The following is a 25,768-nucleotide window of genomic DNA, read 5'->3' as shown; positions in this document are numbered from 1 at the left end:
CGGGCTCCTTTGCGCGGGACACGCCTTAGGCCAACCGTCCACGGCCCGCAACGTGGCCCGGGGATTGCGTGGGATACGCCAGCAGCGATCCGGTCAGGGCCGCCGATCGAGCGCCGCCCAGAACCCGGCCACCGCACCCAGGATCAGCGAGACGACCCCGGGGACCACGACATAGAAGATGGCGCCCGCCTGGCGGGTCATGGCCGCCTCGGCCAGAACCTCGCGGGTCAGGTTCCAGCCGACGATGCCGAGCACGGCGCAGAGCGCCAGCGCGCCCAGCAGGCCGCGCAACCCGTAGCGCCGCGCAAGCAGCCAGGCGAGCAATCCTGGCAGCGTCCCGGCCAGTGCCGCGGGCAAGGCCCAGGAGGCGATCACGGCATCTGCCCGTTGCCGGGGTCACCTGCGGCCGCGAAGGGTCCGGACAGCGGCGAGGTCAGCGGTGCCGACGAGCGTGGGGCCGCCATGCGTCCCGCTTGCTGCCTCCGGACCGGCCGCGCCCGGGGCGACAGCCGGATCAGCAGCAGGATCCCGGCACCGAACAGGGCCAGCCCCGCCGTGGGTCCCCAATAGAGCGTCAGACATCCCAGCAGCGGCACCCCGGTCAGCACCAGCGCCCACGCGGCCCAGCCTCGAGGCCGAGGCGGCAAATGGGCGGACACTGCCGCGGCGCCCAGCCACAGCCCGGCCGCAACCACGGCGACAAGGGCTGCCGCGCCCATCACGCGGCCCGCGCCTGCAGCCGCTCGGGCAGCGCATTCGCCCAGGCCGAGATCGTGCCGGCGCCCAGACAGACCACCATGTCGCCCGGACGCGCCTGTTCGCGCACCAGCCGGACCAGATCGGATTCGTCGATCACGGCGCGGGCATGGCGATGCCCGTGGGCGATCAGACCCTGCACCAGATCGTCCCGGCTGGCGCCGGCGATCGGTTCCTCGCCTGCGGCATAGACGTCGGCGATGGCGACCACGTCGGCTTCGTTGAAGCAGGTGCAGAAATCCTCGAACAGGCTCGACAGCCGCGAATAGCGGTGCGGCTGGTGCACCGCGATCACCCGCCCGGCAGTGGATTGGCGGGCGGCCTTCAGGACCGCGGCGATCTCGACCGGGTGGTGGCCGTAATCGTCGATGATGGTCACGCCGTCGATTTCGCCGACCTTGGTAAAGCGCCGGCTGACCCCGCCGAACCGGGCCAGGGCGGTGCGGATCTCGGCCTGCCGCATTCCCAGGTGCCGCGCCACGGCGACGGCGGACAGGGCATTCGACACGTTGTGGTCGCCCGGCATGGGCAGGGTGCAGCCCTCGATCACCGGGAAGGCACCGTCGTCGTCGCGCTCGCCCTGCAGCGCCACGTCGAACAGCGCGACGCCGTTCTCATACCGCAGGTTGACCGCCCGCACGTCCGCCTGGGCATTGAAGCCGAAGGTCACGACCCGGCGGTCGGTCAGCTTGCCGACCAGCGCCTGCACCTCGGGATCGTCGGTGCAGCAGACCGCCAGGCCGTAGAACGGGATGTTGGAGGCGAAATCCAGAAAGCCCTGGCGCAGCCGGTCGAAGCTGCCCCAGTGATCCATGTGTTCAGGGTCGATGTTGGTGATGACGGCGATGGTCGCCGGCAGGCGGTTGAAGCTGCCGTCGCTTTCGTCGGCCTCGACCACCATCCATTCGCCGGCCCCGGCGCGGGCGTTCGACCCGTAGGCGTGGATCACCCCGCCGTTGATGACCGTGGGGTCGAACCCGCCGGCGTCCAGCAGCGTCGCTACCATCGTCGTGGTCGTGGTCTTGCCGTGGGTCCCCGCGATGGCAACGTTGGATTTCAGCCGCATCAGTTCGGCCAGCATCTCGGCCCGGCGCACGACCGGCAGCCCGCGGCGCCGCGCCTCCTGCAGTTCGGGGTTGTCCTTCCGGATGGCGGTCGAGATGACCACCACGCCGGCCTCGCCGATATTCTCGGCGCGCTGGCCCTCGAACACGCGGGCGCCCAGCCGGACCAGCCGGTCGGTGATCTTCGACGTCTTCGCGTCCGATCCCTGCACGTCATAGCCCAGCGTCATCAGCACCTCGGCGATCCCGGACATGCCGATCCCGCCGATGCCCACGAAATGGATGGGGCCGAGTTCACCGGGAAGCTTGGTCGCTGCGTTCATGCTGAAAATTCCGTCACAAGATCGAAAAGGCGGGCGGCCGCATCGGGGCGACCGAGGGAAAGCGAGGCCGCGGCCATGCGCCGGGCGCGATCGGGGTCCGCCAGAATGGCGTTCAGATCCCTTGCCAGGCTGGCCGCGTCAAGCACCGATTCCGGCAGCACGACCGCCGCCCCGGCATCCGCTAGGGCGCGGGCGTTGGCGGATTGGTGATCGCCCGTGGCCGCGGCGTAGGGGATCAGGATGGCGGGCCGCCCGATCACGGTGATGTCGGCGATCGACGACGCCCCGGCGCGGCTGACGACCAGCTGGCATGCGGCGAGCCGGTCGGGCAGGTCGGCAAAGAACGGCTGCACGTCGGCGCTGACGCCGGCGGCCTGATAGGCCCGCTGTACCCTGTCGGCATCCTCGGTCCGTGCCTGATGGCTGACCCGCAGGCGCGCGCGCAACTCGTCGGGCAGCGCCGCGACTGCGGCGGGCACGGTGTCGGACAGCACCCGCGCGCCCTGGCTGCCACCGATGACAAGCAGGGTAAGAGCACTGTCGTCCGGAGCGACATAGGGGCTGGCGGCGCGCTGCAGCACCGCATCCCGCACCGGGTTGCCGACATGGACGCCCTGCACCCCGTGCGGCAGGTCGGTCGGCCAGGTCCCGCAGGCCACCCGCTGAACCCGGCCCGCGAACAGGCGGTTGACCCGCCCCATGACGCCATTCTGTTCGTGGATCATCCGCGGGATGCGCAATGCCAGCGCCGCGACCATCGCCGGAATGGTCGGGTAGCCGCCAAAGCCCACGACGGCGGCGGGCCGGTCACGACGCAGGTCGGACAGCGCCCGGCCGATCCCCGCGGCAATCCTGAACGGCGCCGCCAGCTTGCCGGCCAGGCCACCCCGCGCGGTGGTCCCCGACCGGACGATCTGGCGTGTCACCGCATCCGGAAAGCCCCCCGCATACCGCGCGCCGCGGTCATCCGTCGACAGCGTGACCCGCCAGCCGCCGGCCAGCAGCCGTTCCGCCAACGCCTGGGCCGGGAACATGTGCCCGCCGGTGCCGCCGGCGGCGATCAGGGCAAGCGGGGGGGCTGGTACGGCGGCGGCGCTCATCGCCCGGCGCGCCCCAGCAGGTCGCCGATATCGCCCTGCGGCCGCGTCCGGGTCAGGGCGAGCAGCATCCCCATGGCGATCCCCGATGCCACCAGCGAGGATCCGCCATAGCTGACGAAGGGCAGCGTCATCCCCTTGGCCGGCAGCAGTCGCACCGCGACGCCCATGTTGATTAGCGCCTGCACGCCGAAGGCGCAGGCGAGCCCGGTGCCGGCGATGCGCGCGAACGGGTCGCGTTCGCCCATCAGCCGCAGCAGTGACCGCGACACGACGGTCGCGTAGAGCAGGATGATGGCCAGCACCATGACGAAGCCGTATTCCTCGGCCGCCACCGCGATGATGAAGTCCGTATGCGCGTCGGGCAGCGACCATTTCACCGTGCCTTCGCCCACCCCCACGCCGAAGAACCCGCCCTCCTGGATGGCATTGGTCGCATAGCCGATCTGGGTCCGCGGATCGATCTCGGGCGACAGGAAGCCGTTGATGCGCCGCGCGAAATGTTCGGAATTGGCATAGGCGAACATGCCCCCCAGGACAGTCAGGCCGACCGCCCCGACCAGATAGATCATCGACGCCCCGGCGATGAAATACATCACCCCCCAGGAAAACAGCACCAGCGACGCCTGCCCGAAATCCGGCTGCAGCGCCAGCAGCACGACCACGATCAGCGTGACCCCGGCCGCATAGGTCTTGCCCGGCGGGCCGCCCACCTGCTGGCTGGAGGCCATGAACCAGCCGACCAGCGCGACCAGCCCGGGCTTGAGAAATTCGGATGGCTGCACCGAGGTGAACCCCAGGCTCAGCCAGCGCGTCGCGCCCTTGCCGAAGTCGGTGCCGATCACCGGCAGGGCCAGCACCAGAAGGAATGACGCGCTGAACAGCAGCACCCCCAGCCGACGCACCTGCACCGGCGGCAGCATCGACATCACCAGCAGCACCATCAGGGCCACCCCGCCGAACACCCCTTGGCGAATGACATAGTGGAACCGCGGCAGCCCGTTCTTTTCGGCCAGCGGAACCGAGGCCGCCAGCCCCAGCAGGATGCCGATGGCGAACAGGCCGACCACGCAGGCCAGCGTCCATTTGTCCAGTGTACGCCACCAGCGCGGAAGAATCGGATCGCCCGAACGCACACGCGTCGCGCCAAAGACCATTTCGGTCATGGAAACACCGTCGTCACTGCCTCTGCCTTGCCCCGTCGCCGGGTCGCCCGTTTGCCGGGTCTGCGGGCAACAATAGCCTCATTCACGCGCTGGCGCTACAGCGGATTGCCGCTGACGATCAGCCCTGCAGCGCCTGGACCAGCGCCGTGAAATGCTCGCCGCGGCGTTCGAAGTTCGGGTACTGGTCGAAGCTCGCGGCGGCCGGGGCCAGCAGCACGGTTTCGCCGGGCTGTGCCTCGGCGGCGGCGCGCGCCACCGCCTCGTCCATGGTGTCGACCACCTCGTGCGGGGTCTGGCCGATCTGCAGGGCAAAGCTGCGCGCCGAATGGCCGATCAGATAGGCCTTGACCACGCGATCCAGGTGCGGCGCCAGCGCGGCGATGCCGCCGTCCTTGCCCAGGCCGCCGGCGATCCAGCGGATCCGGTCGAAGGCCAGTAGCGCCTTTTCCGCGGCGTCGACATTGGTGGCCTTGCTGTCGTTGACCCACCGGACGCCGTCGATCTCGGCCACGGTCTGGCTGCGATGCGGCAGCCCGGCAAAGCTGTGGAACGCGGCCTCGATGCTGCGGGGCGCCAGCCCCACCGCGCGGCAGGCGGCATAGGCGGCGCAAGCGTTCTGGTGGTTGTGCGCGCCGGGCAGGCCGGTGATGCCGCGCAGGTCGAGCGACGCGACCTGTCGTCCCTTGCGGTATTCCGACAGGAAGCCCTTGCGGGCAAAGACCGACCAGCCGAACCGTTCCAGCCGCGCATTCACGGAAATCCGGATGACCCGATCGTCCTGCGGCGACTGCGCCAGCTGGCCGGCCATGAACCGACCCTCGACCTCGTCCACGCCGATGATGCAGCGATCGGGTCCGCCTTCGGCGAACAGGCGCCGCTTGGCCGCGAAATAGCCCCCGGGCCCGCCATGCCGGTCCAGATGGTCGGGCGACAGGTTGGTGAAGACCGCCACGTCCGGGGTCAGCGCCCGGGCCAGTTCGGTCTGGTAGCTGCTGAGTTCCAGCACCACGATCTCGCCATCCTCGGGCGCCTCCAGCGCCAGCACCCCGGTACCGATGTTGCCGCCCATCTGGGTCGGGCGCCCGGCCTCCTGCAGGATGTGGTGGATCAGCGCCGTAGTGGTCGACTTGCCGTTCGATCCGGTGACGCAGATCACCCGGGGCGGCGTGGCGAAGTCGTCCCACCCGGCAGTGGCAAAGCTGCGGAAGAACAGGCCGACATCGTTGTCGACCGGCACCCCGCGGGCGCAGGCCAGCGCAATGGCGGGGTGGGGCTGCGGATAAAGATGCGGGATCCCGGGGGAGGTGATCAGCGCGTCGATCTGGCGGTCCCAGCCCGCCTCGCGGGTCAGATCGACCAGCGTCATCCCGTCCGCCTCGGCGCCCGCTCGGGTCTCGGCGCTGTCGTCCCAGGCGATCACATGCGCCCCACCAGCCGCCAGTGCCGCCGCCGTCGCGCGCCCGGACCGGCCGAGTCCGAGCACGGCGATGGTCTGGTTCTCAACGCCCTGAACGGGGATCATGGACAGAACCTCTCTTCTTGCCAGTCAAGACCCGGCCGGGTCTTACCGAAGCTTCAGCGTGCTCAGCCCGATCAGCGCCAGCACGACGGCGATGATCCAGAAGCGGATGACGATCTGCGGCTCGGCCCAGCCCTTCTTCTCGAAGTGATGGTGGATCGGAGCCATCAGGAACACGCGCTTGCCGGTCCGCTTGAAATAGAAGACCTGGATCATGACGCTCAGCGCCTCGACCACGAACAGGCCGCCGACGATGGCAAGCACGATCTCGTGCTTGATGCAGACCGCGATGGCGCCCAGGGCGCCGCCCAGCGCCAGCGACCCGGTGTCGCCCATGAACACCGCCGCGGGCGGGGCGTTATACCACAGGAACCCCAGCCCGCCGCCGATCAGCGCCGCGGTGAACACCACCAGTTCGCCCGTGCCGGGGACGAAATGCACGCCCAGGTAATCGGCAAAGATCTTGTTGCCGACCAAATAGCTGATCACCCCGAAGGTCGCGGCGGCGATCATCACCGGCCCGATCGCCAGCCCGTCCAGCCCGTCGGTCAGGTTGACCGCGTTCGCCGCGCCCACGATCACGAACATGGCGAAGGGAATGAAGAACAGCCCGAGGTCGAGCAGCGCATTCTTGAAGAATGGCAACGCCAGCTGCCCGGACAGGTCGCCCGGGTTGAAGCCGGCGACGGCAAGTCCGGCCAGCGCCGCCACGACCAGGCCGATGCCCATCCGCACCCGCCCCGACACCCCCGCATGGCTGTATTTCTTGACCTTGGCATAATCGTCGGCGAACCCGATCAGGGCGAACGCCACGGTCACCAGCAGGACGATCCACACATAGGCATTGTCCAGCCGCGCCCACAGCAGGGTGGACACGACCAGCGACGACAGGATCAGCAGCCCGCCCATGGTCGGGGTGCCGCCCTTGTGGACGTGGTCCGGTCCGATGTCGCGCAGCGGCTGGCCGCGTTTCTGCTTGACCCGCAGCCAGTTGATCAGCGGCCGCCCGAAGATGAAGCCGAACAGCAGCGCGGTGAAGAACCCGGCTCCGGCCCGAAAGGTGATGTAGCGGAACAGGTTGAAGATGCCGCCGCCGTCCGGGGACAGAGTCGCGAGCCAGTAGAGCATGCAGTTCAGCCTTTTGTGTCTGGCGGCGGCGTCTGCCGGCTTTTCCGGATCGCGTCAACCACGGCAGCGACCCGCGATCCCTTGGAGCCCTTCACGAAGACCACGTCGCCATCGGCGACCAGCTCGGCGGCGCGGGCGCACAGCTCGTCCGCGGTTTCGGTCCAGATTCCGCGTCGTGCTGGCGGCAGGGCTTCGTACAGGTGACGCATCCTGGGCCCGCAGGCATGGACCAGGCCGATCTCCCGCATGGCCGGGTCGTCGGCCACAGCGGCGTGCAGCCGCGCCTCGTCGACGCCAAGTTCCAGCATGTCCCCCAGGATCGCGACCCGGCGGCTGCCGGGCAGCCGGTTCAACGTCGCCAGCCCGGCCGCCAGGCTGGTGGGATTGGCGTTGTAGCTGTCGTCCAGCAGGGTGATCCCGCCGATCCGTTCGACCCCGCCGCGCCCCTTGTAGGGACGCCAGCCAGCCAGATCCGCGGCGGCCCGGTCCAGATCGGCACCCATCGCCGCCAGCGCGGCCAGGACCCCCACCGCGTTCATCACGAAATGCGCGCCAGCACTGGCCAGCATGAAGCCGACATCCTGCCCCAGGATCCGCGCGCGCACATGCGTCTGCCCCTGATCGTCCACCTTTGCCGACAAGGGCCGCGCCATGCCGGCGGCACCGAACCCCACCACGATCGCACCGGCCCTGTCGGCTGCGTCGCGCAGGATCGGGGTGACCGGCAGGTCCTCGGGCAGGATCGCGTGGCCGGCGGGCTCCAGCCCGTCGAAGATGGCGGCCTTTTCGCGGGCGATCCCGTCCAGGCTGCCGAACGCTTCCATATGCGCGGCACCGACCGTGGTGATCATCGCCACATGCGGCCGGGCCATACGGGACAGGGGCGCGATCTCGCCCGGGTGGTTCATGCCCAGCTCCAGGATCGCCCAGTCGGTATCGGCCGGCATCCGGGCCAGCGTCAGGGGCACGCCCCAATGATTGTTCAGGCTGGCCTCGGCGGCATGAACCCGGCCCTGCCCGGCCAGCGCCGCCGCCGCCATGTCCTTGGTCGAGGTCTTGCCGACACTGCCGGTGATCGCCAGCACACGCGCCCGCGTCCGGGCCCGGGCGGCGCGCCCAAGGGATTCGAGCGCCGCAACCACATCGGGCACGACCAGCAGCGGCGCGTCGGCCGGCACACCGGCGGGAACGTGGCTGACCAGCGCCGCGGCCGCGCCACGGTCCAGCGCCTGGGCCACGAAATCATGCCCGTCGCGCACGTCCTTCAGCGCCACGAACAGGTCGCCGGGGCGGATCGTGCGGGTGTCGATCGACAGCCCCGATGCGGTCCAGCTGGCGGTGGTCCGCCCGCCGGTCGCCGCGGCGGCGTCATCCGATGTCCACAGGCTCATATCCGGCCATCCAGCGCGGCCACCGCGACGGAGGCCTGTTCCGCGTCGTCGAACGGAAACACGTCGGTGCCGACGATCTGCCCGGTCTCGTGTCCCTTTCCGGCGATCAGCAGCGCGTCGCCGGGTTCCAGCGCATCGACTCCGCGCAGGATCGCCTCGGCGCGGTCGGGCACCTCGGTCGCCTCGGGCCCGGCGCCCGCCATTACCTCGGCCCGGATCGCCGCAGGGTCCTCGGTGCGGGGATTGTCGTCGGTGATGTACACCACATCCGCATGCTCGCGCGCCGCCTGGCCCATCAGCGGGCGCTTGCCGCGGTCGCGATCGCCGCCCGCCCCCAGGACGACGATGATCCGGCCCAGCACGTGCGGGCGCAGCGACTGCAGCGCCGCGATCACCGCGCCCGGCTTGTGCGCGTAGTCGACGAAGACCGTCGCACCGTTGTCGCGCACCGCGGCCAGTTCCATCCGCCCGCGGACGGTCGTCAGCCCCGGCAGCGCCGCCAGAACGCGGTCGGCCGGATCGCCGGTCGCGATGCACAGCCCTGCAGCGGCCAGCACGTTTTCGGCCTGGAACCCCCCGATCAGGTTCAGCCGGATCAGATGGGTTTCACCCTGCAGCGAAAAGCGAAGGTCCTGCCCGGTCGAGTCGTAACGCTGGCCCAGGATGCGCAGGTCGCAGTCGGCCCCGCTCCCGATCGTGGTCAGGATCAGGTCCCGGGCGCGGGCGAGATCGGCGATCTGACGGCCCCGCTCGCCGTCGACGTTGACCACCGCAGCGTCGTCAGGTTGCAGGATATGGGTGAACAGCAGCGCCTTGGCGGCAAAATAGCTGTCGAAATCGTGGTGATAATCCAGATGGTCCTGGCTGAAATTGGTGAACGCCCCGGCCCGGACCCGCACCCCGTCCAGCCGCCGCTGGTCCAGCCCGTGCGACGACGCCTCCATCGCCGCATGGGTCACGCCGGCACCCGCTGCCTCGGCCAGGATGCGGTGCAGGGTCAGGGGATCGGGCGTGGTGTGGGCCAGACGCGCCTGCACGGCCCCCTGCACGCCCATCGTGCCCAGGCTGATCGCCCCGTGGCCCAGCGCCTGCCAGATCTGCCGGGTGAAGCTGACCACCGAGGTCTTGCCCGAGGTGCCGGTCACGGCCACGACGGTGTCCGGCTGGGCGCCGAACCACAGGGCCGCGACCCCGGCCAGCGCCGCGCGCGCATCCTCGGCCACCACCAGTGCGGCCTGCGCTCCGGCCAGATCGGCGGCGGCAATCTCGGCACCCTGCCGGTCGGTCAGGATCGCGGCCGCGCCCTGGCGCAGCGCATAGGACACGAATTCTGCACCATGGGTCGTCGATAAGGGCATCGATCCCGGCAATGCGGCAAACAGATGCCCGTCGCGCACCTGGCGCGAATCGATCGACAGTCCGGTAATCTGCGGGTCGTGCCCGCCCCGGGCCCGCAGCCCCAGCGCGGACAATGGCCTAGCCTGTTGCGTCACCGTCACCCGTCCTGCCCATCCGTTCCGCTGTCAGTTCGCGACGAGCTTTAGATCAACCGCGGGGCGGTTTCCAATCACCGGCAGCGCCTCGTCCCCCTGCCGGCGCAGACCCATGATCGGGGACAGGCGGCGGACCAGTTCGGCCGCGACGGGCGCCGCCGTCGCCCCGGCGGTGCGCGCGGCGACCCCGCTGGCGGTCCGCACCGACGGCTCGTCCAGCGTCACCACCAGCACGTATTCGGGGCGGTCGGACGGATACATGCTGGCAAAGGTCGAGACGACCTTGTTGTCGTGATAGCCGCCGCCGCGTCGCGGCTTGTCGGCGGTGCCGGTCTTGCCGGCAACGTCATAGCCCTCGACCTCGGCCGCCTTGGCGGTACCACGGGTGACGACCTGGCGCAGCAGCTTGCGTCCGGCCGCGGCCGCCGCCTCGGACAGCACCACCTCGCCCTGCGGATGCTCGCGGCGATGCACCAGCGTCGGGCGAACCTTGCGTCCGTCATTGGCGATGGTGGCGTAGGCCGCGGCCAGATGCAGCGGGCTGGCGGCCAGGCCGTGCCCGAACGCCACCGTCGCGGCAGTCACTGCCGGCCAGCGCGTCGGTACCAGCGGCTTGCCGGTGGGCGCCTCGGCCATCTCGATCGGGGTCGGCTCGAAGAAGCCCAGCTTCTGCAGAAAGTCGCGCTGCCGTTCGGCGCCCAGCATCTGGGCGATCCGGACCGTGCCGACATTCGACGACTTCGCGATGATGTCGGCAACCGACAGGCTGCGGCCGTAATTGTGGAAGTCGTGGATCAGGTACTTGCCGATCTTCATGGGCGAGCTGGCGTTGATCAGCGTGTTGGGATTGACCAGCCGTTCGTTCATCGCCTGGACGACCGGAAAGATCTTGAAGGTCGACCCCAGCTCGTACTGCCCCTGGACGACCCGGTTGAACAGCGGGCTGTCGGACGCATCGCCCTTGGTCAGCGCCCGGGGCCGGTCGTTGGGATCGAAATCGGGCAGGCTTGCCATCGCCAGGATCTCGCCGGTCCGGACCTCCATCAGGACCGCGGCGGCGCCCTTGGCGTTCATCACCCGCATCCCGTTCGACAGCACCTCCTCCATCGCCGACTGGGCGGTCAGGTCGATCGACAGCGTCAGCGGGGCGCCGGCGTTGGCGGGGTCGCGCAACCAGCGGTCGAACGCCTTTTCGACGCCTGCCATGCCCAGCACCTCGGCGCTGCTGACGCCCTCGGCCCCGAAGGTCGAGCCGCCGAGGATGTGACTGGCGAGGTGACCGTTCGGGTACAGCCGCATCTCGCGGGGGCCGAACAGCAGGCCCGGCTCTCCGATGTCGTGGACGGCCTGCATCTGCTCGGGCGACAGCTTCTTCTTGACCCAGACGAAGCTGCGCTTGCCGGTGAAGTTGCGGGTCAGCCGCTCGCGGTCCAGATCGGGAAAGATCTTCGCCAGCTCGCGCGCGGCGCGTTCCGGATCGACCATCTGCTGCGGATGGGCATAAAGCGCGTGCGTCGACAGGTTGGTCGCCAGCACCCGCCCGCGCCGGTCCACGATGTCGGCCCGCTGCGAGATGATCTGCGCCCCGGTCGCCTGGGCGCGCGGCTCGCTGGGATCGCTGGACGCCAGCGCCCCCATCCGCACACCGACCGTGCCGAACGCCACGAGGAAGGCGCCGGCCATCACCAGCAGTCGCCCGCGGGCCCGGCGACGCGCCTTGTCCTGGATTTCGGCATGGCGCCTGGCGCGGTTCTCGGCCTCGATCGCGTCGGGGTCCTCGCCGGTCTCGCGGGCGCGAAGGATGCGGGCCAAGGGACGCAGGGGGGTGCGGATCACGGCTGTCTCTCCTTGGGAACGGGGCGGCGGGCGGTGGTGGGCGAGCTTGCCCCCTGCGGGTCGGCAGCGTCCGCCGCCTGCGGCGACGGCGCGACGCGGTCGGGAATGGCAGCGCCAGCACTGGCGGGCGCCGCGGCCATGTCCGCCCCGTCCGCCGGTCCGTCGACGTCGGCCATCGGGTCAGCGTCAGACAGGGGATCCGGTTCCCGCGGCGCAGGATAATCGACATGCGTCGTGTCGACGAACTGATCCGCCTGGACCGGCACCAGCCTGAGCCGGTCGAAATTCAGGTCGACCAGTTCGCGCAGCCGCTCGGGACGGTTCAGGAAGGCCCATTCGGCGCGCAGCACGCCCAGCTGTTCGCGCAGGCCCGCAATCTCGTTCTGGACCCGGTTCATGTCGTCGATGGCGGCCTGGGTGCGATAGTTCTCGCGATAGGCCCAGAATGCCAGGCCCATCACCATCAGCACCGTCGCGGCGTAAAGCAGCGCCCGCATCAGCCTGCCCCCGGCAGTTCGGGCATGGCCAGCGCCCGGCGATCCACCTGTCCCGCCGGCGCGTCGGTGCGGATGGCGACGCGCAGGAACGCCGACCGAGCGCGGGGGTTGGCGGCAAGCTCGTCCGCATCGGCGCTGATGGCGCGACGGAACGGCAGGGTAAAGGCGGGCGCGTCCTGGGCCACGACCGGCGCGTGACGGCTGCCGCCCCCTGCCGCATTGGCCCGCGCCTGCATGAAGCGCTTGACGATCCGGTCCTCCAGCGAGTGGAAGCTGACCACCGCCAGCCGCCCGCCCGGCCGCAGCGCCCGCTCGGCGGCGGTCAGCCCTGCGACCAGTTCGCCGAATTCGTCGTTCACCCAGATGCGGATCGCCTGGAACGTCCGGGTCGCCGGATGGCTTTGTCCCGGCTTGGCCCGGGGCAGGCAGGACTGCACGATCTCGGCCAGTTGGGCGGTGCGGTCCAGCGGCCGGGCGGCGACGATGGCGCGGGCGATGCGCCGGGCGGCGCGTTCCTCGCCATAGTGATAGAGCACGTCGGCGATCCGTGCCTCGTCCGCGGCGTTCAGCAGGTCGGCGGCACTGGGTCCGTCGCCGCCCATCCGCATGTCCAGCGGCCCGTCACGCAGGAACGAAAAGCCGCGATCCGGCTGGTCCAGTTGCATCGAACTGACGCCCAGATCCAGCACCACGCCGTCGACCGGTTGCCCGGCCAGTCGGTCCAGTTCCGAAAACCGCCCCTCGACCAGGGTCAGCCTGTCGCCGAACCCGCCGGACCAGCCGCGGGCCAGATCGAAGACGCTGGGATCGCGGTCGATGCCGATCACCCGATTGGCGCCCGCCTCCAGCAGGCCGCGCGCGTATCCGCCCGCGCCGAAGGTGCCATCGATCCACAGGCCACGGACGGGCGCCACGGCGGCCAGCAGCCGGCCCAGCAGGACCGGCTGATGCGGGGCCCCCTCCGACATCACTCCTCGGCTGCCCGCGCCCGGGCCCCGGCTGGCGGCAGTTGCGGCAGCAGCGCACGGGGATCGAAGCCGGGCTCGAAGGTGGCGACCAGCGCCTCGACCTCCTCGCCCTCGGCCTCGGCATAGGTTTCCGGGCGCCAGACCTTCAGATAGTCGCCCGCGGCGATGAAGAAGACCTTGTCGTCCAGGCCGATCTTCTCGCGCAGTTTCTGCGGCAGGACGAGCCGGCCGTCGGTGTCGATCTCGGCCTCTTCGGCGGCGCCGTGCATGATCGATTCCAGCAGCCGCCGTTCGGCCGAGCCGCGCTGCATCAGGTCGATCTGGGCGTCGATCTCCTCGATCGCCTCGAGCGTGTAGAGTTCCAGGTGCCGCCAATCCTCGCGGCCATAGACGATCACCAGTTGCGGGCGTCTGCCGGTTTCCCAGTCGGGATCGCAGGATTCGAAGACGCGCCGGAACTTGGCCGGGATCGAGACGCGCCCCTTGGCGTCGACCTTGACCTCTTCCGAGCCTCTGAACCTGCGCGCCAAGCCCCGCGTCCTTTCACTGCCGCCTTCCCGAAATGGGAAAGGCGGATCGGGCTGCTGCCACTGCCCGATCCGCCGCCCTCGTCCCATCTCTGGGCCCCGTCGCTGCGGGGATCTGCCCGGTTCATCGCGCCACCAGGGGGAGGTGCTGCTCGCACGCGACCGAGTCATGTTGCGGAAGTACGGGTGCCTGTATGACGCCTGCCTTGGCGTGGGGTTCTTGGTGCCCCGTTGATCCGCCCTCCGTGAGAAAAGGGATGGCATGGGAAAGCATGGGAAGCAACGGGTTTGTGGCGCACCTGGTCGGCACGTCGGGCGTCGCGCTGCTGGGAACGTCTGCGGAACATCATCGCGCACCCGCAGAAAATTTCGCAGCTGTGGGACGTCTGCAACACGCAAACACAAGATGTGGTAGAGTTTCGGGCTGTGGCATTTAGGTCCCAGTGCGACCCGAAACCGTAAAATTTTCGCGTTATGAGATAGATCTGAGCCCTGCTCTCGCCCGCAAGGCGACGACTCGCGGCCCCTCACGCCGACTCACGGCGCGGTGATTCTGCCCGACGCCGGGTATTCCCGCAGTTTCCCAAACCTGCCCCGTAAACTGCGCGAGCGGCGGCGCGCAGGCGCCGCCCGCTCGCAGCCGCTCAGGCCATGCCGTCGCCGATCAGCCGTTCCGCCAGACGGGCATAGGCGTCCGCCACGGGACCGTCTGATGCGGCAACCGGCTGCCCGGCATCGCCCGACAGCCGCACCGACAGGTCCAGCGGGATCTCGCCCAGGAACGGCAGACCCCGCGCCCGGGCCTCTGCGGCGACCCCGCCATGCCCGAACAGATGCGCCTCGTGGCCGCAGTTCGGACAGACATAGGTCGACATGTTCTCCACCAGCCCCAGCACCGGCGCCTTCAGCTTGTCGAACATGTCGATCGCGCGGCGCGCATCGATCAGCGCGACATCCTGCGGGGTGGACACGATGATGGCGCCGCTGACCTGCGCCTTCTGGCAGAGGCTCAGCTGCACGTCGCCGGTCCCCGGCGGCAGATCGACCAGCAGGACGTCCAGCTCACCCCAGTCGACCTGATTCAGCATCTGCTGCAGCGCCCCCATCAGCATGGGACCCCGCCAGACCACCGCCTCGCCTTCCTTCATCATCAGGCCCAGCGACATCATCACCACCCCATGCGCCCGCACCGGTTGGATCCGGTCGCCCTCGCTGGTCGGCCGGTCGCTGATCCCCAGCATGCGCGGCTGGCTGGGCCCATAGATGTCCGCGTCGAGCACCCCGACCCGCCGTCCGGCACGGGCCAGCGCCACCGCGAGATTGGTGGTCAGCGTGGACTTGCCCACCCCGCCCTTTCCCGACCCGATCGCGACGATCCGGGCGACGCCGGGCACCGGCTGCGGGCCGGCCTGGGGGGTCGGGTGCCGGCCGATGGTCAGGTTCGGCGGCGCCCCGGCGGCACCCCCGCCGCTGCGCGCGGCCACCGTCGGCGCCTTGCCCGCGGGGGCGGTGGTCACGATCTGCACGTTGGTGATCCCCGGCAGGTCGCGCAGCCGGGCCTCGGCCTCGGCCCGCGCGGGCTCCAGTGCCTTTGCCAGCTGCGGATCAGATGCCTCGATAACGAAGCGGACCACGCCGTCGTCGGATATCTGCAGCGCCCGGATGAGATCGGCGGACACCAGATTGCCACCACCAGGCACCGCCACCCCGGCCAGAAGGTCCATGATGCTGTCGCGGATGCTCATCGGCTTACCCCTTGTGTGTTACTGCAGTGCAGCATCGCAAGGCGCCCGGTGCCCGTAAAGCACCAGTGCGGTTCCCGGCGACGTTGCGTCACTTGCATAGCTGCTGCGTCTATTTTGATCGAGATGCGACATATTTTCCACAAACTGCCTGCGCGGCGGGCAGAACATCAAGATTCAGCCCCTCCAGCCATGCGAAAAACGCATGTCTGCACAGCGAATTCGTCCATTGTGCACGCGCAGAAACCGTCCCATCTTCCATCCAACGAAACCGCGCAGCCTCGGACATCCAGGACGAGCGGCGCAGATCAACAGAGACGACCATGGCCAGCTTTGACCTGTTCAGCAATGCCGGGACCCGCCATGACGGGCTGGTGGCACAGTTTCACGGGCTGGCCAGCCGGGTCCGCCAGGATCTTGCGCGCCGGGCGATGTATCACCGCACGGTCGCCGAACTGGCGGCGCTGAGCGATGCGGAGCTTGCCGATATCGGCCTGACCCGCGGCACGATCCGCAACGTGGCACGGGAGGCCTGCGCCACGGTCTGACAGAATTCCCGGCCTCTCCTGTCCTCCCGACGGGGTCCGGGTCCGGCGGCATCCTCATCCTCCTCCCTCCCCGAGGATGCCGCCGAAAGTTACGCGACGATCCGATCCTCCTCCCCGGATCGACGCGCATCAGGCGGCGACCCCCCTCCTCCTCCCAGGGGTCGCCGCCGCCCTCCCCGCCTCGCGGCGGGACAGAATACGACGGCCCCTCCTCCTCCCTGGGCCGATCGTTCGCGGTGACGGCCCCTCCTCCTCCCAGGCCGTCACCGCACCCCTTACGCGGCCCGTCCTCCTCCCCGGGCCGACGTAGCGCGGCGGCGCCCCCTCCTCCCTCCCAGGGCGCCGCCGCATCCCCCCACGCTTTTCCTTGCGGTCGGACCGGGCTATGCGCGGCGGATGTTGTCCTATCAGCACGCCTATCACGCCGGGAACCTGGCGGACCTGCACAAGCACGCGCTGCTCGCCGTTGCGCTGGCGCGTCTGGCGGCCAAGGACAAGCCCTTCACCTATGTCGAGACCCATGCCGGCCGGGGGCTCTATCACCTGACCGACCCCGCCGCCCTGCGCACCGGCGAGGCCGCGGCCGGGATCGGCCGGGCGCTAAAGGCGGGCTGGCTGCCGGCGGATCATCCGCTGCTGGCGGCTTTGGTCGCCACGCGTGAACGCCACGGGCCGGACGCCTATCCGGGATCGCCGCTGATCGCGGCCCATTTCCTGCGCCCGGGCGACGTGGCGCATCTGGCCGAGCTGCACCCCGGCGAACATGCCGCCCTGGCCCGGGTCGCCGGGTTCGCGCATCTGCATCGGCAGGACGGTTTCGCGCTGGCCAATGCGCTGCTGCCGCCAACCCCCCGGCGCGGCCTGCTGCTGATCGACCCCAGCTACGAGATCAAGGCCGATTACGATCGCATCCCCGGACTGGTCAGCCGGCTGGCGCGGAAATGGAACGTGGGGGTGATCGCCGTCTGGTACCCGATCCTCGCCGAGGACCGGCAAAGCGGTCTGGCGCAGGCGCTGGACCACGCCCATCCCGGCGCGCTGCGGTCGGAACTGCGCTTTCCCCCGGCCCGCCCCGGACACGGCATGACCGGATCGGGCATGTTCGTCATCAATCCGCCTTTCGGCCTGGCAGAGGAGGCCGCGCGGCTGGCCGCGATCTACGACCGGCTCGGCCGATAGGCCGCGAACCCGCGCCCTGGCACCAGGTGAGTTACCGACAGGCCCCGGTCACGACCTTGCCTCGATCTCGATCGGAACCAGCACCTCGGGTTCGATCACCCGGACGCCCGGCAGCGCCGCCGCCAGTTCGCCTGCGTCCTGCGCCAGCAGCGGGAACGTGCGATAGTGGCACGGGATGACCGTCGTGAAATCGAAATAGCGTTTCGCCGCATAAGCCGCGCGCGCCATGTCCATGGTGAAATGCCCGCCCGCGCACAGGATGCCGATGTCGGGTTTGTGCAGGTCGCCCATCCAGTCCATGTCCGCCATGATGTCGGTGTCGCCCGACAGATAGATCGTGTGCCCCTCGGCCTCGATCATGTAGCCGGCTTCGGCGCCCGCATAGACCGGGGCCTCGTCGGTGCCGCCCAGCGATGACGAATGGCAGGCGTTCACCATCGTGACCCGCGCGTCACCGATCTCCACCGTGCCGCCCTTGTTGAACCCGCGCCCGTCCACTCCGTGCTGGGCCGTCCAGTAGCTCATCAGGTCATAGATGCCGTAGACCGGCAGCCCCTGTTCGCGCGCGATCCCGGGGGCGTCGCTGGCGTGGTCGCCATGCCCGTGGGTCACCAGAAGATGGGTGGCGCCGCGGGTCGCCTCCTCGCGCCGCGCCTCGGGGAACATCGGGTTCCCGGTCAGCCACGGGTCGATCAGGATCACCGTCCCGGCGGTTTCCAGCCGGAAACCGGAATGGCCCAGAAAGGTCAGCTTCATCGCGTCCTCCGCACATGTCGTTGCGGGGGCAGCCTGCACCGGGACGCGCGGAACGGCCAGACCGTCAGGTCGCCGGGGGATCAGGCCGGCAGAAAGGCGTCCAGGGCCGCGGCGACACGATCAGGATGCAGATCGACAAAGAAATGCCCGCCCGGCACCGCGTCCGCCCGCATGTCGCGGCAGCGCGGTGCCCAGGTCGCCGGCACGTCGTACAGCCGTGCCATCGCGCCCTCGGCGCCGTAAAGCACCAGCGTCGGGCAGTCGACCCGGCGATCCAGGTCGGCGCGGTCGTGGTCCAGGTCGATGGTCGCGGCAGCCCGGTAGTCGGCGCAGGCGCCGTGGATCGTGCCTGCTTCCCGCCAGCAGCGCCGATAGTCGTCCAGCTGCGCCGGATCGAAGTCGCGCAGCGCCATCGACCCCCATCCGGCCAGACAGGTCTCGAAGAAGAAATCCGGATCACCCCCGATCAGCCGTTCGGGAAAGGGCGCGGGCTGCGACAGGAAGAACCAGTGCCAGTAGACGGAGGCGAGCCGCGCGTCGGCGGTGTCGAACACGGTCAGGGTCGGGACGATGTCCATCACCGTCAGCGACCGGACCGCCTGCGGCTGGTCCAGCGCCAGCCGATGCGCGGTGCGCCCGCCCCGGTCATGCCCCACCAGATCATAGCGATCATGCCCCAACGCGGCCATCAGCCCGTGCATGTCCGCGCCCATCCGGCGGAACGAATAGGCTTCGTGATCGGCATCATCCTGCGGCTTGCCGCTGTCGCCGTAGCCGCGCAGATCGGCGCAGATCACGCGGCGGCCCCCGGCCAGACGCGGCGCCACCTGCGCCCACAGGGCCTTGGTCTGTGGAAACCCGTGCAGCAGCAGCACGGGCGGCCCGTCGCCCGCCGCGACATAGGCGATCTCGACCCCGTCGACGGCGATCCTGCCGCGCTCGAACCCCTGGAACATCGCCGGTCCCTCCCTGCCTGGGCCGGGTCAGCCTAGCGCCGCTTGCAGGGTGCGTCCACGGGCGGTAAACCCCCGCCCAAGCGAAAGGAACCCCCGCCATGTCCATCACGGAAGCCGAGGCCCGCAAGGTCGCGCATCTGGCCCGGATCGCGGTGGCCGACGATGCGCTGCCGGCGCTGGCCGCCGAACTGAACGGCATCCTGCATTTCATGGAACAGCTGAACGAGGTCGATGTCGACGGCGTCGAGCCGATGACCGGGGTCGAGGCGATGCGGCTGAAGCGACGCGCGGACGTGGTGACCGACGGCAACATGGCCGACCGCATCCTGCGCACCGCCCCCGACGCGCGCGAAGGGTTCTTCGCGGTTCCCAAGGTGGTGGAATGACCCCGAACCAGCTGACCATCGCCGAGGCGCGCGACCGCCTGCGCGCCCGCGACCTGAGCGCCGCGGAACTGACCGAAGCGTGCCTGTCGGCGATCGACGCCGCCGGCGCGCTGAACGCCTTTGTCCACCCCACGCCCGACATTGCGCGCGACCGGGCGCAGGCCGCCGATCGGCGGCTTGCAGCGGGCGACGCCCCCGCAATGTGCGGGATCCCCATCGGCATCAAGGACCTGTTCTGCACCCGCGGCGTCCCCGGCCAGGCGGCCAGCCGAATCCTGCAGGGGTTCCTGCCGGATTACGAATCGACTGTCACGCAGAACCTGTCCAACGCGGGCGCGGTGATGCTGGGCAAGCTGAACATGGACGAATTCGCGATGGGCTCGTCCAACGAGACCAGCGTCTACGGCGATGCGGTGAACCCCTGGAAGGTGGATGACCGCCGGCTGACCCCGGGCGGATCGTCTGGCGGATCAGCGGCAGCGGTGGCGGCCGATCTGTGCCTGGCGGCGACCGGAACCGACACCGGCGGGTCGATCCGACAGCCCGCCGCCTTCACCGGCACGGTGGGGATGAAGCCGACCTACGGCCGGGTCTCGCGCTGGGGCACGATCGCCTTTGCCTCGTCGCTCGACCAGGCGGGGCCGATGACCAAGACGGTGCGCGATGCGGCCATCATGCTGGGCGCGATGGCCTCCGTCGATCCGCAGGATTCGACCAGCGCCGACCGTCCGGTCCCGGATTACGAGGCTGCGCTGACCGGCGACATCCGCGGCAAGCGGATCGGCATTCCTCGCGAATACCGCATGGACGGAATGCCGGCCGAGATCGACGATCTGTGGCGCAAGGGCGCCGAGATGCTGCGCGACGCCGGTGCCGAGATCGTCGACATCAGCCTGCCGCACACGAAATACGCCCTGCCCGCCTATTACGTGATCGCACCCGCCGAGGCGTCGTCGAACCTCGCGCGCTATGACGGTGTGCGTTACGGCCATCGCGCCCGGCTGTCGGCCGGCGACGGCATCACCGAGATGTATGAAAAGACCCGGGCCGAGGGGTTCGGCGCCGAGGTGCAGCGCCGCGTCATGATCGGCACCTATGTGCTGTCGGCGGGGTTCTACGACGCCTATTACAACCGCGCCCGCAAGGTGCGGGCCCTGATCAAGCGGGATTTCGACCGTGTCTTTGCCGAGGGGATCGACACGATCCTGACCCCCGCCACGCCGTCGGCCGCGTTCGCGCTGGGGTCGATGAAGGATGCGGACCCGGTCGAGATGTATCTCAACGACGTCTTCACGGTGACCGTGAATCTGGCCGGGCTGCCGGGGCTGGCGGTTCCGGTCGGGCTGGATGCGCAGGGGCTGCCGCTGGGGCTGCAGCTGATCGGGCGGCCCTGGGACGAAGGCAACCTGCTGAACCACGGCGCGGTCCTGGAGCGCGCTGCCGGCTTTGTCGCCAAGCCCGAACGCTGGTGGTAAGCTGAAGCCCATTGGTCGGAGGAGACCCGAGATGCGTGCCCTGATCCTGATCCCGCTTCTGGCGCTGGCCGCATGTTCGGGGGAAAACCTCGGCTGGAACCCCAATTACCGCGCCCACGCGACCGATTACGGGAATTACCTGCGAACGCGGGAGGCGGCCCTGACCGGCGAGCGGGAGATGACGAGGGTGATCCCCGTCGCGCGGCCGGTCCAGGCGCCGACGGCGGCCCAGATCGCCGGACCATCGCCGGTGCAGATCGTCAAGCGTGAGACGACGCGGCTTGCCCGGACCACCGGCGCCGCCGGGCAGCGGCAGGTCGTGCAGCGTCCGCTCGGCGCGCCGGCGGTGGACCCGACCCCGGCGACGCATTTCCCCCAGGTCTCGCCCAGCGCGCCCGCAGCATCTGCAGCGGCGCCTGTCACGGCCGCCACGCTTCTGGTGCGCTATGCCGCGGCCAACCGTCATGCGCCGGGCACCCGCGTCTGGCCGCGGTCCGGTCCGGCGAATCCCGCTGCCTGCCGCAGCTATGCCGACCCGGCTGCGGCACAGACCGAATTCATCCTGCGCGGCGGGCCGACCCGGGATCCGCTGGGGCTGGATCCCGACGGCGACGGCTATGTCTGCGGCTGGCTGCCCGAGCCGTATCGCCCCTCGTGACCTCCGCGTCGCCGAACCACGGCGACCGGCGCGCCAGCCTGCGCCCCGACCTGATCGTCCTGCACTACACCGGCATGGTCGACGCCGCGGCGGCCCGCGACCGTCTGTGCGACCCGGCGTCCGAGGTGTCGGCCCATTGGCTGCTGCATGAGGATGGCACTGCCGAGCCGCTGGTCGCCGAGGACCGGCGCGCCTGGCATGCAGGCGCCGGATCATGGCAGGGCCGCGAGGACGTCAATTCCCGGTCCATCGGGATCGAGATCGTGAACCCGGGCGATCGCCCGTTTCCCGCGGCGCAGATGGCCGGGTTGGAGCGGCTGCTGCGCGACATCATGGCCCGCTGGGGCATCGGACCCGCCGGGGTGATCGGGCATTCCGACATGGCCCCCGGCCGCAAGTTGGACCCCGGTCCGCGTCTGGACTGGCGGCGGCTGGGGCGGGCAGGGCTGGCGATCTGGCCGGGGGACGCGCCGTCCGACAGCCCGGCCGAGCTGGACGCCATCCTGACCCGGATCGGCTATCCGCCCGCCCCCGTCGATCTGCGGCTCGCGGCCTTCCGCGCCCGCTTCCGCCCCGGCGCCGCGGGGCCGGTGTCGGACCGCGACCGGATCGTCGCCGCCGCGGTCCTGCGCCAGATCGACGCCGCCACGACCTGTCGGGCTTAAGCGATCCTTAATCGCCCTGTCCTAGAACTGGTTGCAGCGGCTGCACCGCGGCCGGCCAGCAGGGGCGAACATGGAAATCGGCATCCAGTACATCACGACGCTCACCTTCGACGCGCCGATCCCGACCGGATCCGCGAACTTCACGGATCGCTGGTCGCCCTGGTACCGGTCGTCCTTTTCCGCCGCGGATGCACGGGTCACCCAGACCGCGATGGCCGACGAGGACGACGAGTTCGGCACCATGCAGAAGCCTCACAAGGACGAAACCCAGTCGCTGGCGGAAGACACGCTCCTGGGCAACGAACTGATCCCGGCCGGAACCGACATCCGGTACTGGACCGGCAGCCAGATGGAACGCCTGGACGAGAATGGCGAAGGGACCGGCGAGTTCTTCCTGATGATGTTCCCGGTCACGCAGGACAGCAGCTATCGGATGCTGGGCGACGGATCGACGATGTTCGTCTTTCCCATGCCCACGACCAACGCGACGACGGGCGAAACGGTCATGCCCCGATTCGATCCCGATGCAACCTACGAGTTTACAAAGGCGGTGCAGGCCAGTTCCGCCAATTCCGCGACGCCCTACGGGTGGGCGCCCATCTGCTTTGCGGCGGGCACCCTGATCGACTGCGCGGGTGGCCCGCGTCGGATCGAGACACTGGTCGCGGGGGATCAGGTCACTACCCGCGATCGGGGGCTGCTGCCGATCCGCTGGATCGGCAGCCGGCAACTGACCGCCGCCGATCTGGATGTGAACCCGGCCTTTCGCCCGCTCCGGATCCGGGCCGGGGCCCTGGGTGGCGGACTGCCGGTGGCCGATCTGGTCGTGTCGCCCCAGCACCGGGTCCTGGTGCAGTCCGACCTCACCGAACGGATCTGCGGCACCGGCCAGGTTCTTGTCGCCGCAAAGCACCTGACGGACATTCCAGGGGTCGAGGTTTTGGGAAAGGCGTCCGGCGTGACCTACTGGCACATGCTGTTCGACGCGCATGAGCTGGTCCGGTCGAACGGCGTCTGGACCGAATCGCTCTATACCGGTCCGCAGGCGATAAAGTCGCTGACCGCCGCCGCACGCCGCGAGATCCTGATGCTGTTCCCCGACCTGCGCGACGGCGGAGCCGGCGATCCGCCCGCCCCGGCCCGCCGGCTGCTGACCGGCCGCGAGGGGCGCAAGATCGCCCGCCACCACGCCAGAAAGGGCAGCGCCCTGCTCGATGGCTGACCGGACTGTCTGCTGGTGATGCTTCCGACCGGTCTGGACACGAAGATCCGGACTTGCGGGTGGCCACGTTGGTGCACGTCGAAACCGGCGCATTGATCCGGTCGTGGCCGGAAAGGTTTGAGCTAGCCGGCGCAAGTGAACCCGGCACGGTCTTGACCGCGCCGGGCCCGCACCGCAGAAGCCGCCGCATGATGATCTACAAGATCCTGCGCGCCGACGAATGGGAGGCGCTGCGTGACCGGGGCGAGATCCCGGGGCCGCCCGTGGATGTCCGGGACGGCTTCGTCCATTTCTCGACCGGCACACAACTTCGTGAAACCGCGCGGCGCCACTTTGCCGGCGAAAGCGGGCTGGAGCTGCTGGCCTGTGACAGCGACGCGATGGGGGCGGATCTGCGCTGGGAACCGTCGCGGCGGGGTGACCTGTTCCCGCACCTCTATCGGGCGCTGCGCCGGACCGACGTCGTCTGGCACCGACCGCTGCCGGCAGATGGCAGTGACCTCGAACCGGACCTCCCGGCATGAGCTGGGTCGAGCGGGCCGGACTTGCTGCGCTGCACCGGCTGCCGCCGGAGGCGGCGCACGATCTGTCGCTGACGCTGCTGGCCCGCGGGCTGGTCCCGCTGCCGGGCGCCCCGGTGACCTCGCCGCGCCTGCAGACGCGCCTTGCCGGCCTGAACCTCGCGAATCCGGTCGGCCTGGCAGCCGGGTACGACAAGAACGCAAGGGCGCTGGGTGCCCTGACCCGGGCCGGGTTCGGCTTTGTCGAGGTGGGGGCCGCCACGCCCCGCGCGCAGCCGGGTAACCCGCGGCCCCGGCTGTTCCGCCTTTCGGCGGATCACGCGGTGATCAACCGTTTCGGGTTCAACAACGAAGGAGCCCCGGCGATCTGCGCCCGACTGGCTGCGCGCGCGCCGTCGGACGTCCCCGTCGGCCTGAACGTCGGCGCCAACAAGGACAGCGCCGACCGGGCCGCGGATTTTGCCGACGTGACCGGGCTTTGTGCAGCCCATGTCGATTTCCTGACGGTCAACGTCAGCTCACCCAACACCGAGCGGTTGCGCGACCTGCAGGGTGCGGCGGCGCTGTCTCAGCTGCTTGCCGGTGTCGTGCAGGCCCGCGAAGACTCCGGTGCGGCCCGCCCGCCGATCTTCGTCAAGATCGCACCAGATCTGGACGACGGCGCCTTGACCGAAACGGCGGCAGCCATTCTCGACAGCGGCGTCGACGGGATCATCGCCACCAACACCACCCTGTCGCGGACAGGCTTGCGGGATGAGCAGGCCGACCAGGCCGGCGGGTTGTCCGGAGCGCCGCTGTTCGACCGCTCGACGCGGGTGCTGGCCCGCCTTTACCGGCAGACGCAGGGCCGCCTGCCGATCATCGGCGTCGGCGGCATCGGATCGGCCCAGCAGGCATGGGACAAGATCGCCGCCGGCGCCACAGCGGTGCAGGTTTATTCGGCGCTGGTCTACGAGGGGCTGTCCTTGGTCCCCCGGATCGCCGCAGGACTGGATGAGATGGCGCAACAGGCCGGCCTGGGCCATCTTTCCGACCTGACCGGGCGCGACGCGGATCGCTGGTCGGCCTGAACAGCCAGCAGGCTTCGCCTCCACCCCGTTCAGCCGGCTTCCAGCAACTGGTTCATCATGTCTGACGGCGCATCGCAGCCCGCATCACCGACGACGCGCGCCGGAACGCCGGCCACCGTCTTGCAGCAGGGCACATCCGCCAGCACCACCGACCCTGCGGCGATGCGGCTGTGATGGCCGACCTTGATGTTGCCCAGCACCTTCGCTCCCGCGCCGATCAGCACGCCGTCGGCAATCTTTGGATGGCGGTCGCCGTCTTCCTTGCCGGTGCCGCCCAGCGTGACCGAGTGCAGCATCGACACGTCGTTCCCGACAACCGCCGTTTCGCCGATGACGATCGAATGGGCGTGGTCAAACATCACCCCCACACCGATCCGCGCCGCCGGGTGAATGTCGACGCCAAAGACCTCGGACACGCGCATCTGCACGAAATACGCCATGTCGCGCCGCGCGTGGGTCCACAGCCAGTGCGCGATCCGATAGGCCTGCAGCGCCTGGTAACCCTTGAAGAACAGCATCGGCTGCATCAGCCGGTGGCAGGCGGGATCGCGATGGAACACGGCCTGCAGATCGACCTGCGCCGCGTCCGCCAGCCCCGGCTCGCGCCGGTGCGCGTCATCGGCAATCTCGCGCAAGAGCTGTTCGCTCATCTCGTTCGAGGCCAGCTTCAGCGAAAAGCGATAAGCCAGCGCGGCCTGGAACGTGGGGTGGTGCAACAGCCCTGCGTGGATCAGCGCGCCCAGCAGCGGCTCGTCCTGCACGGCGCGCGCCGCCTCGTCCCTGATCTGACGCCATAGGGCGGTGCGGGACATCGGACGGCCTCGA

25 protein-coding genes and 1 pseudogene are annotated in these 25,768 nt (G+C 69.7%); 9 read left to right on the top strand and 17 right to left on the bottom strand.

Translation table 11 applies throughout. From position 1 onward, the window contains the following. Positions 1-93: 93 nt before the first annotated feature. The 14 genes and pseudogenes from Q0938_RS00980 to Q0938_RS00915 form a co-directional block, all read right to left on the bottom strand. Complete coding sequence (locus tag Q0938_RS00980) at positions 94-375, bottom strand: hypothetical protein (protein ID WP_299358204.1); 282 nt, start codon at positions 373-375, stop codon at positions 94-96. Continuing rightward, entirely contained in the window at positions 372-719 is a 348-nt protein-coding gene (locus Q0938_RS00975) for a DUF2484 family protein (RefSeq protein WP_299358202.1), read from the bottom strand. The genes Q0938_RS00980 and Q0938_RS00975 overlap by 4 nt, the downstream gene beginning before the upstream one ends. Next, positions 719-2,143 (bottom strand): UDP-N-acetylmuramate--L-alanine ligase, encoded by a 1,425-nt coding sequence (gene murC, locus Q0938_RS00970; RefSeq protein ID WP_299358200.1) that lies wholly within the window; start codon positions 2,141-2,143, stop codon positions 719-721. Before murC ends, Q0938_RS00975 begins: the two co-directional genes overlap by 1 nt. Further along, positions 2,140-3,243: a UDP-N-acetylglucosamine--N-acetylmuramyl-(pentapeptide) pyrophosphoryl-undecaprenol N-acetylglucosamine transferase gene (locus Q0938_RS00965; RefSeq protein ID WP_299358198.1), complete on the bottom strand. Its 1,104-nt coding sequence runs from the start codon at positions 3,241-3,243 to the stop codon at positions 2,140-2,142. The genes murC and Q0938_RS00965 overlap by 4 nt, the downstream gene beginning before the upstream one ends. Beyond that, on the bottom strand, positions 3,240-4,406 hold the full coding sequence (locus Q0938_RS00960) for a putative peptidoglycan glycosyltransferase FtsW (RefSeq protein ID WP_299358196.1): 1,167 nt from the start codon (positions 4,404-4,406) through the stop codon (positions 3,240-3,242). The genes Q0938_RS00965 and Q0938_RS00960 overlap by 4 nt, the downstream gene beginning before the upstream one ends. A 118-nt stretch (positions 4,407-4,524) precedes the next feature. Further along, positions 4,525-5,928, bottom strand: coding sequence for a UDP-N-acetylmuramoyl-L-alanine--D-glutamate ligase (murD, locus tag Q0938_RS00955; protein WP_299358194.1), 1,404 nt, complete (start codon positions 5,926-5,928; stop codon positions 4,525-4,527). A 42-nt stretch (positions 5,929-5,970) separates the two neighbouring features. After that, positions 5,971-7,053 (bottom strand): phospho-N-acetylmuramoyl-pentapeptide-transferase, encoded by a 1,083-nt coding sequence (gene mraY / locus Q0938_RS00950; RefSeq protein WP_299358192.1) that lies wholly within the window; start codon positions 7,051-7,053, stop codon positions 5,971-5,973. Positions 7,054-7,058: 5 nt separating this feature from the next. Next, positions 7,059-8,444, bottom strand: coding sequence for a UDP-N-acetylmuramoyl-tripeptide--D-alanyl-D-alanine ligase (gene murF / locus Q0938_RS00945; protein ID WP_299358190.1), 1,386 nt, complete (start codon positions 8,442-8,444; stop codon positions 7,059-7,061). Next, positions 8,441-9,937, bottom strand: coding sequence for a UDP-N-acetylmuramoyl-L-alanyl-D-glutamate--2,6-diaminopimelate ligase (locus tag Q0938_RS00940; RefSeq protein WP_299358700.1), 1,497 nt, complete (start codon positions 9,935-9,937; stop codon positions 8,441-8,443). The genes murF and Q0938_RS00940 overlap by 4 nt, the downstream gene beginning before the upstream one ends. Before the next feature lie 30 nt (positions 9,938-9,967). After that, a complete protein-coding gene (locus Q0938_RS00935; RefSeq protein ID WP_299358188.1) occupies positions 9,968-11,773 on the bottom strand; it encodes a penicillin-binding protein 2 in 1,806 nt (601 codons plus the stop codon). Between the two features lie 242 nt (positions 11,774-12,015). Then, a pseudogene (locus Q0938_RS00930) lies at positions 12,016-12,270 on the bottom strand (cell division protein FtsL); the annotation flags it as partial. Further along, positions 12,270-13,238 (bottom strand): 16S rRNA (cytosine(1402)-N(4))-methyltransferase RsmH, encoded by a 969-nt coding sequence (gene rsmH, locus Q0938_RS00925; protein ID WP_299358186.1) that lies wholly within the window; start codon positions 13,236-13,238, stop codon positions 12,270-12,272. The pseudogene Q0938_RS00930 and the gene rsmH, both read right to left, overlap by 1 nt. Then, on the bottom strand, positions 13,238-13,768 hold the full coding sequence (mraZ, locus tag Q0938_RS00920) for a division/cell wall cluster transcriptional repressor MraZ (protein ID WP_299358184.1): 531 nt from the start codon (positions 13,766-13,768) through the stop codon (positions 13,238-13,240). The genes rsmH and mraZ overlap by 1 nt, the downstream gene beginning before the upstream one ends. A gap of 641 nt (positions 13,769-14,409) precedes the next feature. Next, entirely contained in the window at positions 14,410-15,510 is a 1,101-nt protein-coding gene (locus Q0938_RS00915; RefSeq protein WP_299358182.1) for an Mrp/NBP35 family ATP-binding protein, read from the bottom strand. A 320-nt stretch (positions 15,511-15,830) separates the two neighbouring features. Between Q0938_RS00915 and Q0938_RS00910 the strand changes: the two genes are divergently transcribed. Together Q0938_RS00910 and rlmJ are read left to right on the top strand one after the other, a co-directional pair. Next, entirely contained in the window at positions 15,831-16,055 is a 225-nt protein-coding gene (locus Q0938_RS00910) for a DUF1127 domain-containing protein (RefSeq protein ID WP_299358180.1), read from the top strand. Positions 16,056-16,451: 396 nt separating this feature from the next. Further along, positions 16,452-17,234 (top strand): 23S rRNA (adenine(2030)-N(6))-methyltransferase RlmJ, encoded by a 783-nt coding sequence (rlmJ, locus tag Q0938_RS00905; protein ID WP_299358178.1) that lies wholly within the window; start codon positions 16,452-16,454, stop codon positions 17,232-17,234. Positions 17,235-17,282: 48 nt separating this feature from the next. Here rlmJ and Q0938_RS00900 read toward each other — a convergent pair whose 3' ends face one another. Together Q0938_RS00900 and Q0938_RS00895 are read right to left on the bottom strand one after the other, a co-directional pair. Continuing rightward, positions 17,283-17,990 carry a metal-dependent hydrolase gene (locus tag Q0938_RS00900; protein ID WP_299358176.1) on the bottom strand — a complete coding sequence of 236 codons (708 nt, stop codon included), beginning with the start codon at positions 17,988-17,990 and terminating at the stop codon, positions 17,283-17,285. 80 nt (positions 17,991-18,070) lie between these two features. Continuing rightward, entirely contained in the window at positions 18,071-18,946 is an 876-nt protein-coding gene (locus Q0938_RS00895) for an alpha/beta hydrolase (RefSeq protein WP_299358174.1), read from the bottom strand. A 98-nt stretch (positions 18,947-19,044) separates the two neighbouring features. Here Q0938_RS00895 and gatC point away from each other — a divergent pair, with 98 nt between their 5' ends. The 7 genes from gatC to Q0938_RS00860 all read left to right on the top strand — a co-directional run bounded on the left by gatC (position 19,045) and on the right by Q0938_RS00860 (position 24,943). Beyond that, positions 19,045-19,332, top strand: coding sequence for an Asp-tRNA(Asn)/Glu-tRNA(Gln) amidotransferase subunit GatC (gene gatC / locus Q0938_RS00890; protein ID WP_299358172.1), 288 nt, complete (start codon positions 19,045-19,047; stop codon positions 19,330-19,332). Continuing rightward, positions 19,329-20,807, top strand: coding sequence for an Asp-tRNA(Asn)/Glu-tRNA(Gln) amidotransferase subunit GatA (gene gatA / locus Q0938_RS00885; RefSeq protein WP_299358170.1), 1,479 nt, complete (start codon positions 19,329-19,331; stop codon positions 20,805-20,807). The genes gatC and gatA overlap by 4 nt, the downstream gene beginning before the upstream one ends. A 31-nt stretch (positions 20,808-20,838) precedes the next feature. Continuing rightward, entirely contained in the window at positions 20,839-21,465 is a 627-nt protein-coding gene (locus tag Q0938_RS00880) for a hypothetical protein (RefSeq protein ID WP_299358168.1), read from the top strand. 74 nt (positions 21,466-21,539) lie between these two features. Continuing rightward, complete coding sequence (locus tag Q0938_RS00875) at positions 21,540-22,130, top strand: N-acetylmuramoyl-L-alanine amidase (protein ID WP_299358698.1); 591 nt, start codon at positions 21,540-21,542, stop codon at positions 22,128-22,130. Between the two features lie 70 nt (positions 22,131-22,200). After that, positions 22,201-23,352 (top strand): Hint domain-containing protein, encoded by a 1,152-nt coding sequence (locus Q0938_RS00870; RefSeq protein ID WP_299358166.1) that lies wholly within the window; start codon positions 22,201-22,203, stop codon positions 23,350-23,352. A gap of 188 nt (positions 23,353-23,540) precedes the next feature. Then, positions 23,541-23,876, top strand: coding sequence for a DUF952 domain-containing protein (locus Q0938_RS00865; protein WP_299358164.1), 336 nt, complete (start codon positions 23,541-23,543; stop codon positions 23,874-23,876). Further along, the gene (locus tag Q0938_RS00860) at positions 23,873-24,943 is read left to right on the top strand and encodes a quinone-dependent dihydroorotate dehydrogenase (protein WP_299358162.1); all 1,071 of its coding nucleotides are present in this window, start codon (positions 23,873-23,875) and stop codon (positions 24,941-24,943) included. Before Q0938_RS00865 ends, Q0938_RS00860 begins: the two co-directional genes overlap by 4 nt. Before the next feature lie 29 nt (positions 24,944-24,972). On the opposite strand, the gene cysE is transcribed toward Q0938_RS00860, so the two are convergent. Then, positions 24,973-25,755: a serine O-acetyltransferase gene (gene cysE, locus Q0938_RS00855; RefSeq protein ID WP_299358696.1), complete on the bottom strand. Its 783-nt coding sequence runs from the start codon at positions 25,753-25,755 to the stop codon at positions 24,973-24,975. Positions 25,756-25,768: the final 13 nt, after the last annotated feature.

This window comes from uncultured Paracoccus sp., assembly GCF_947496875.1.
Lineage (GTDB): Bacteria > Pseudomonadota > Alphaproteobacteria > Rhodobacterales > Rhodobacteraceae > Paracoccus.
This window is presented reverse-complemented; position numbering and strand designations above follow the sequence as displayed.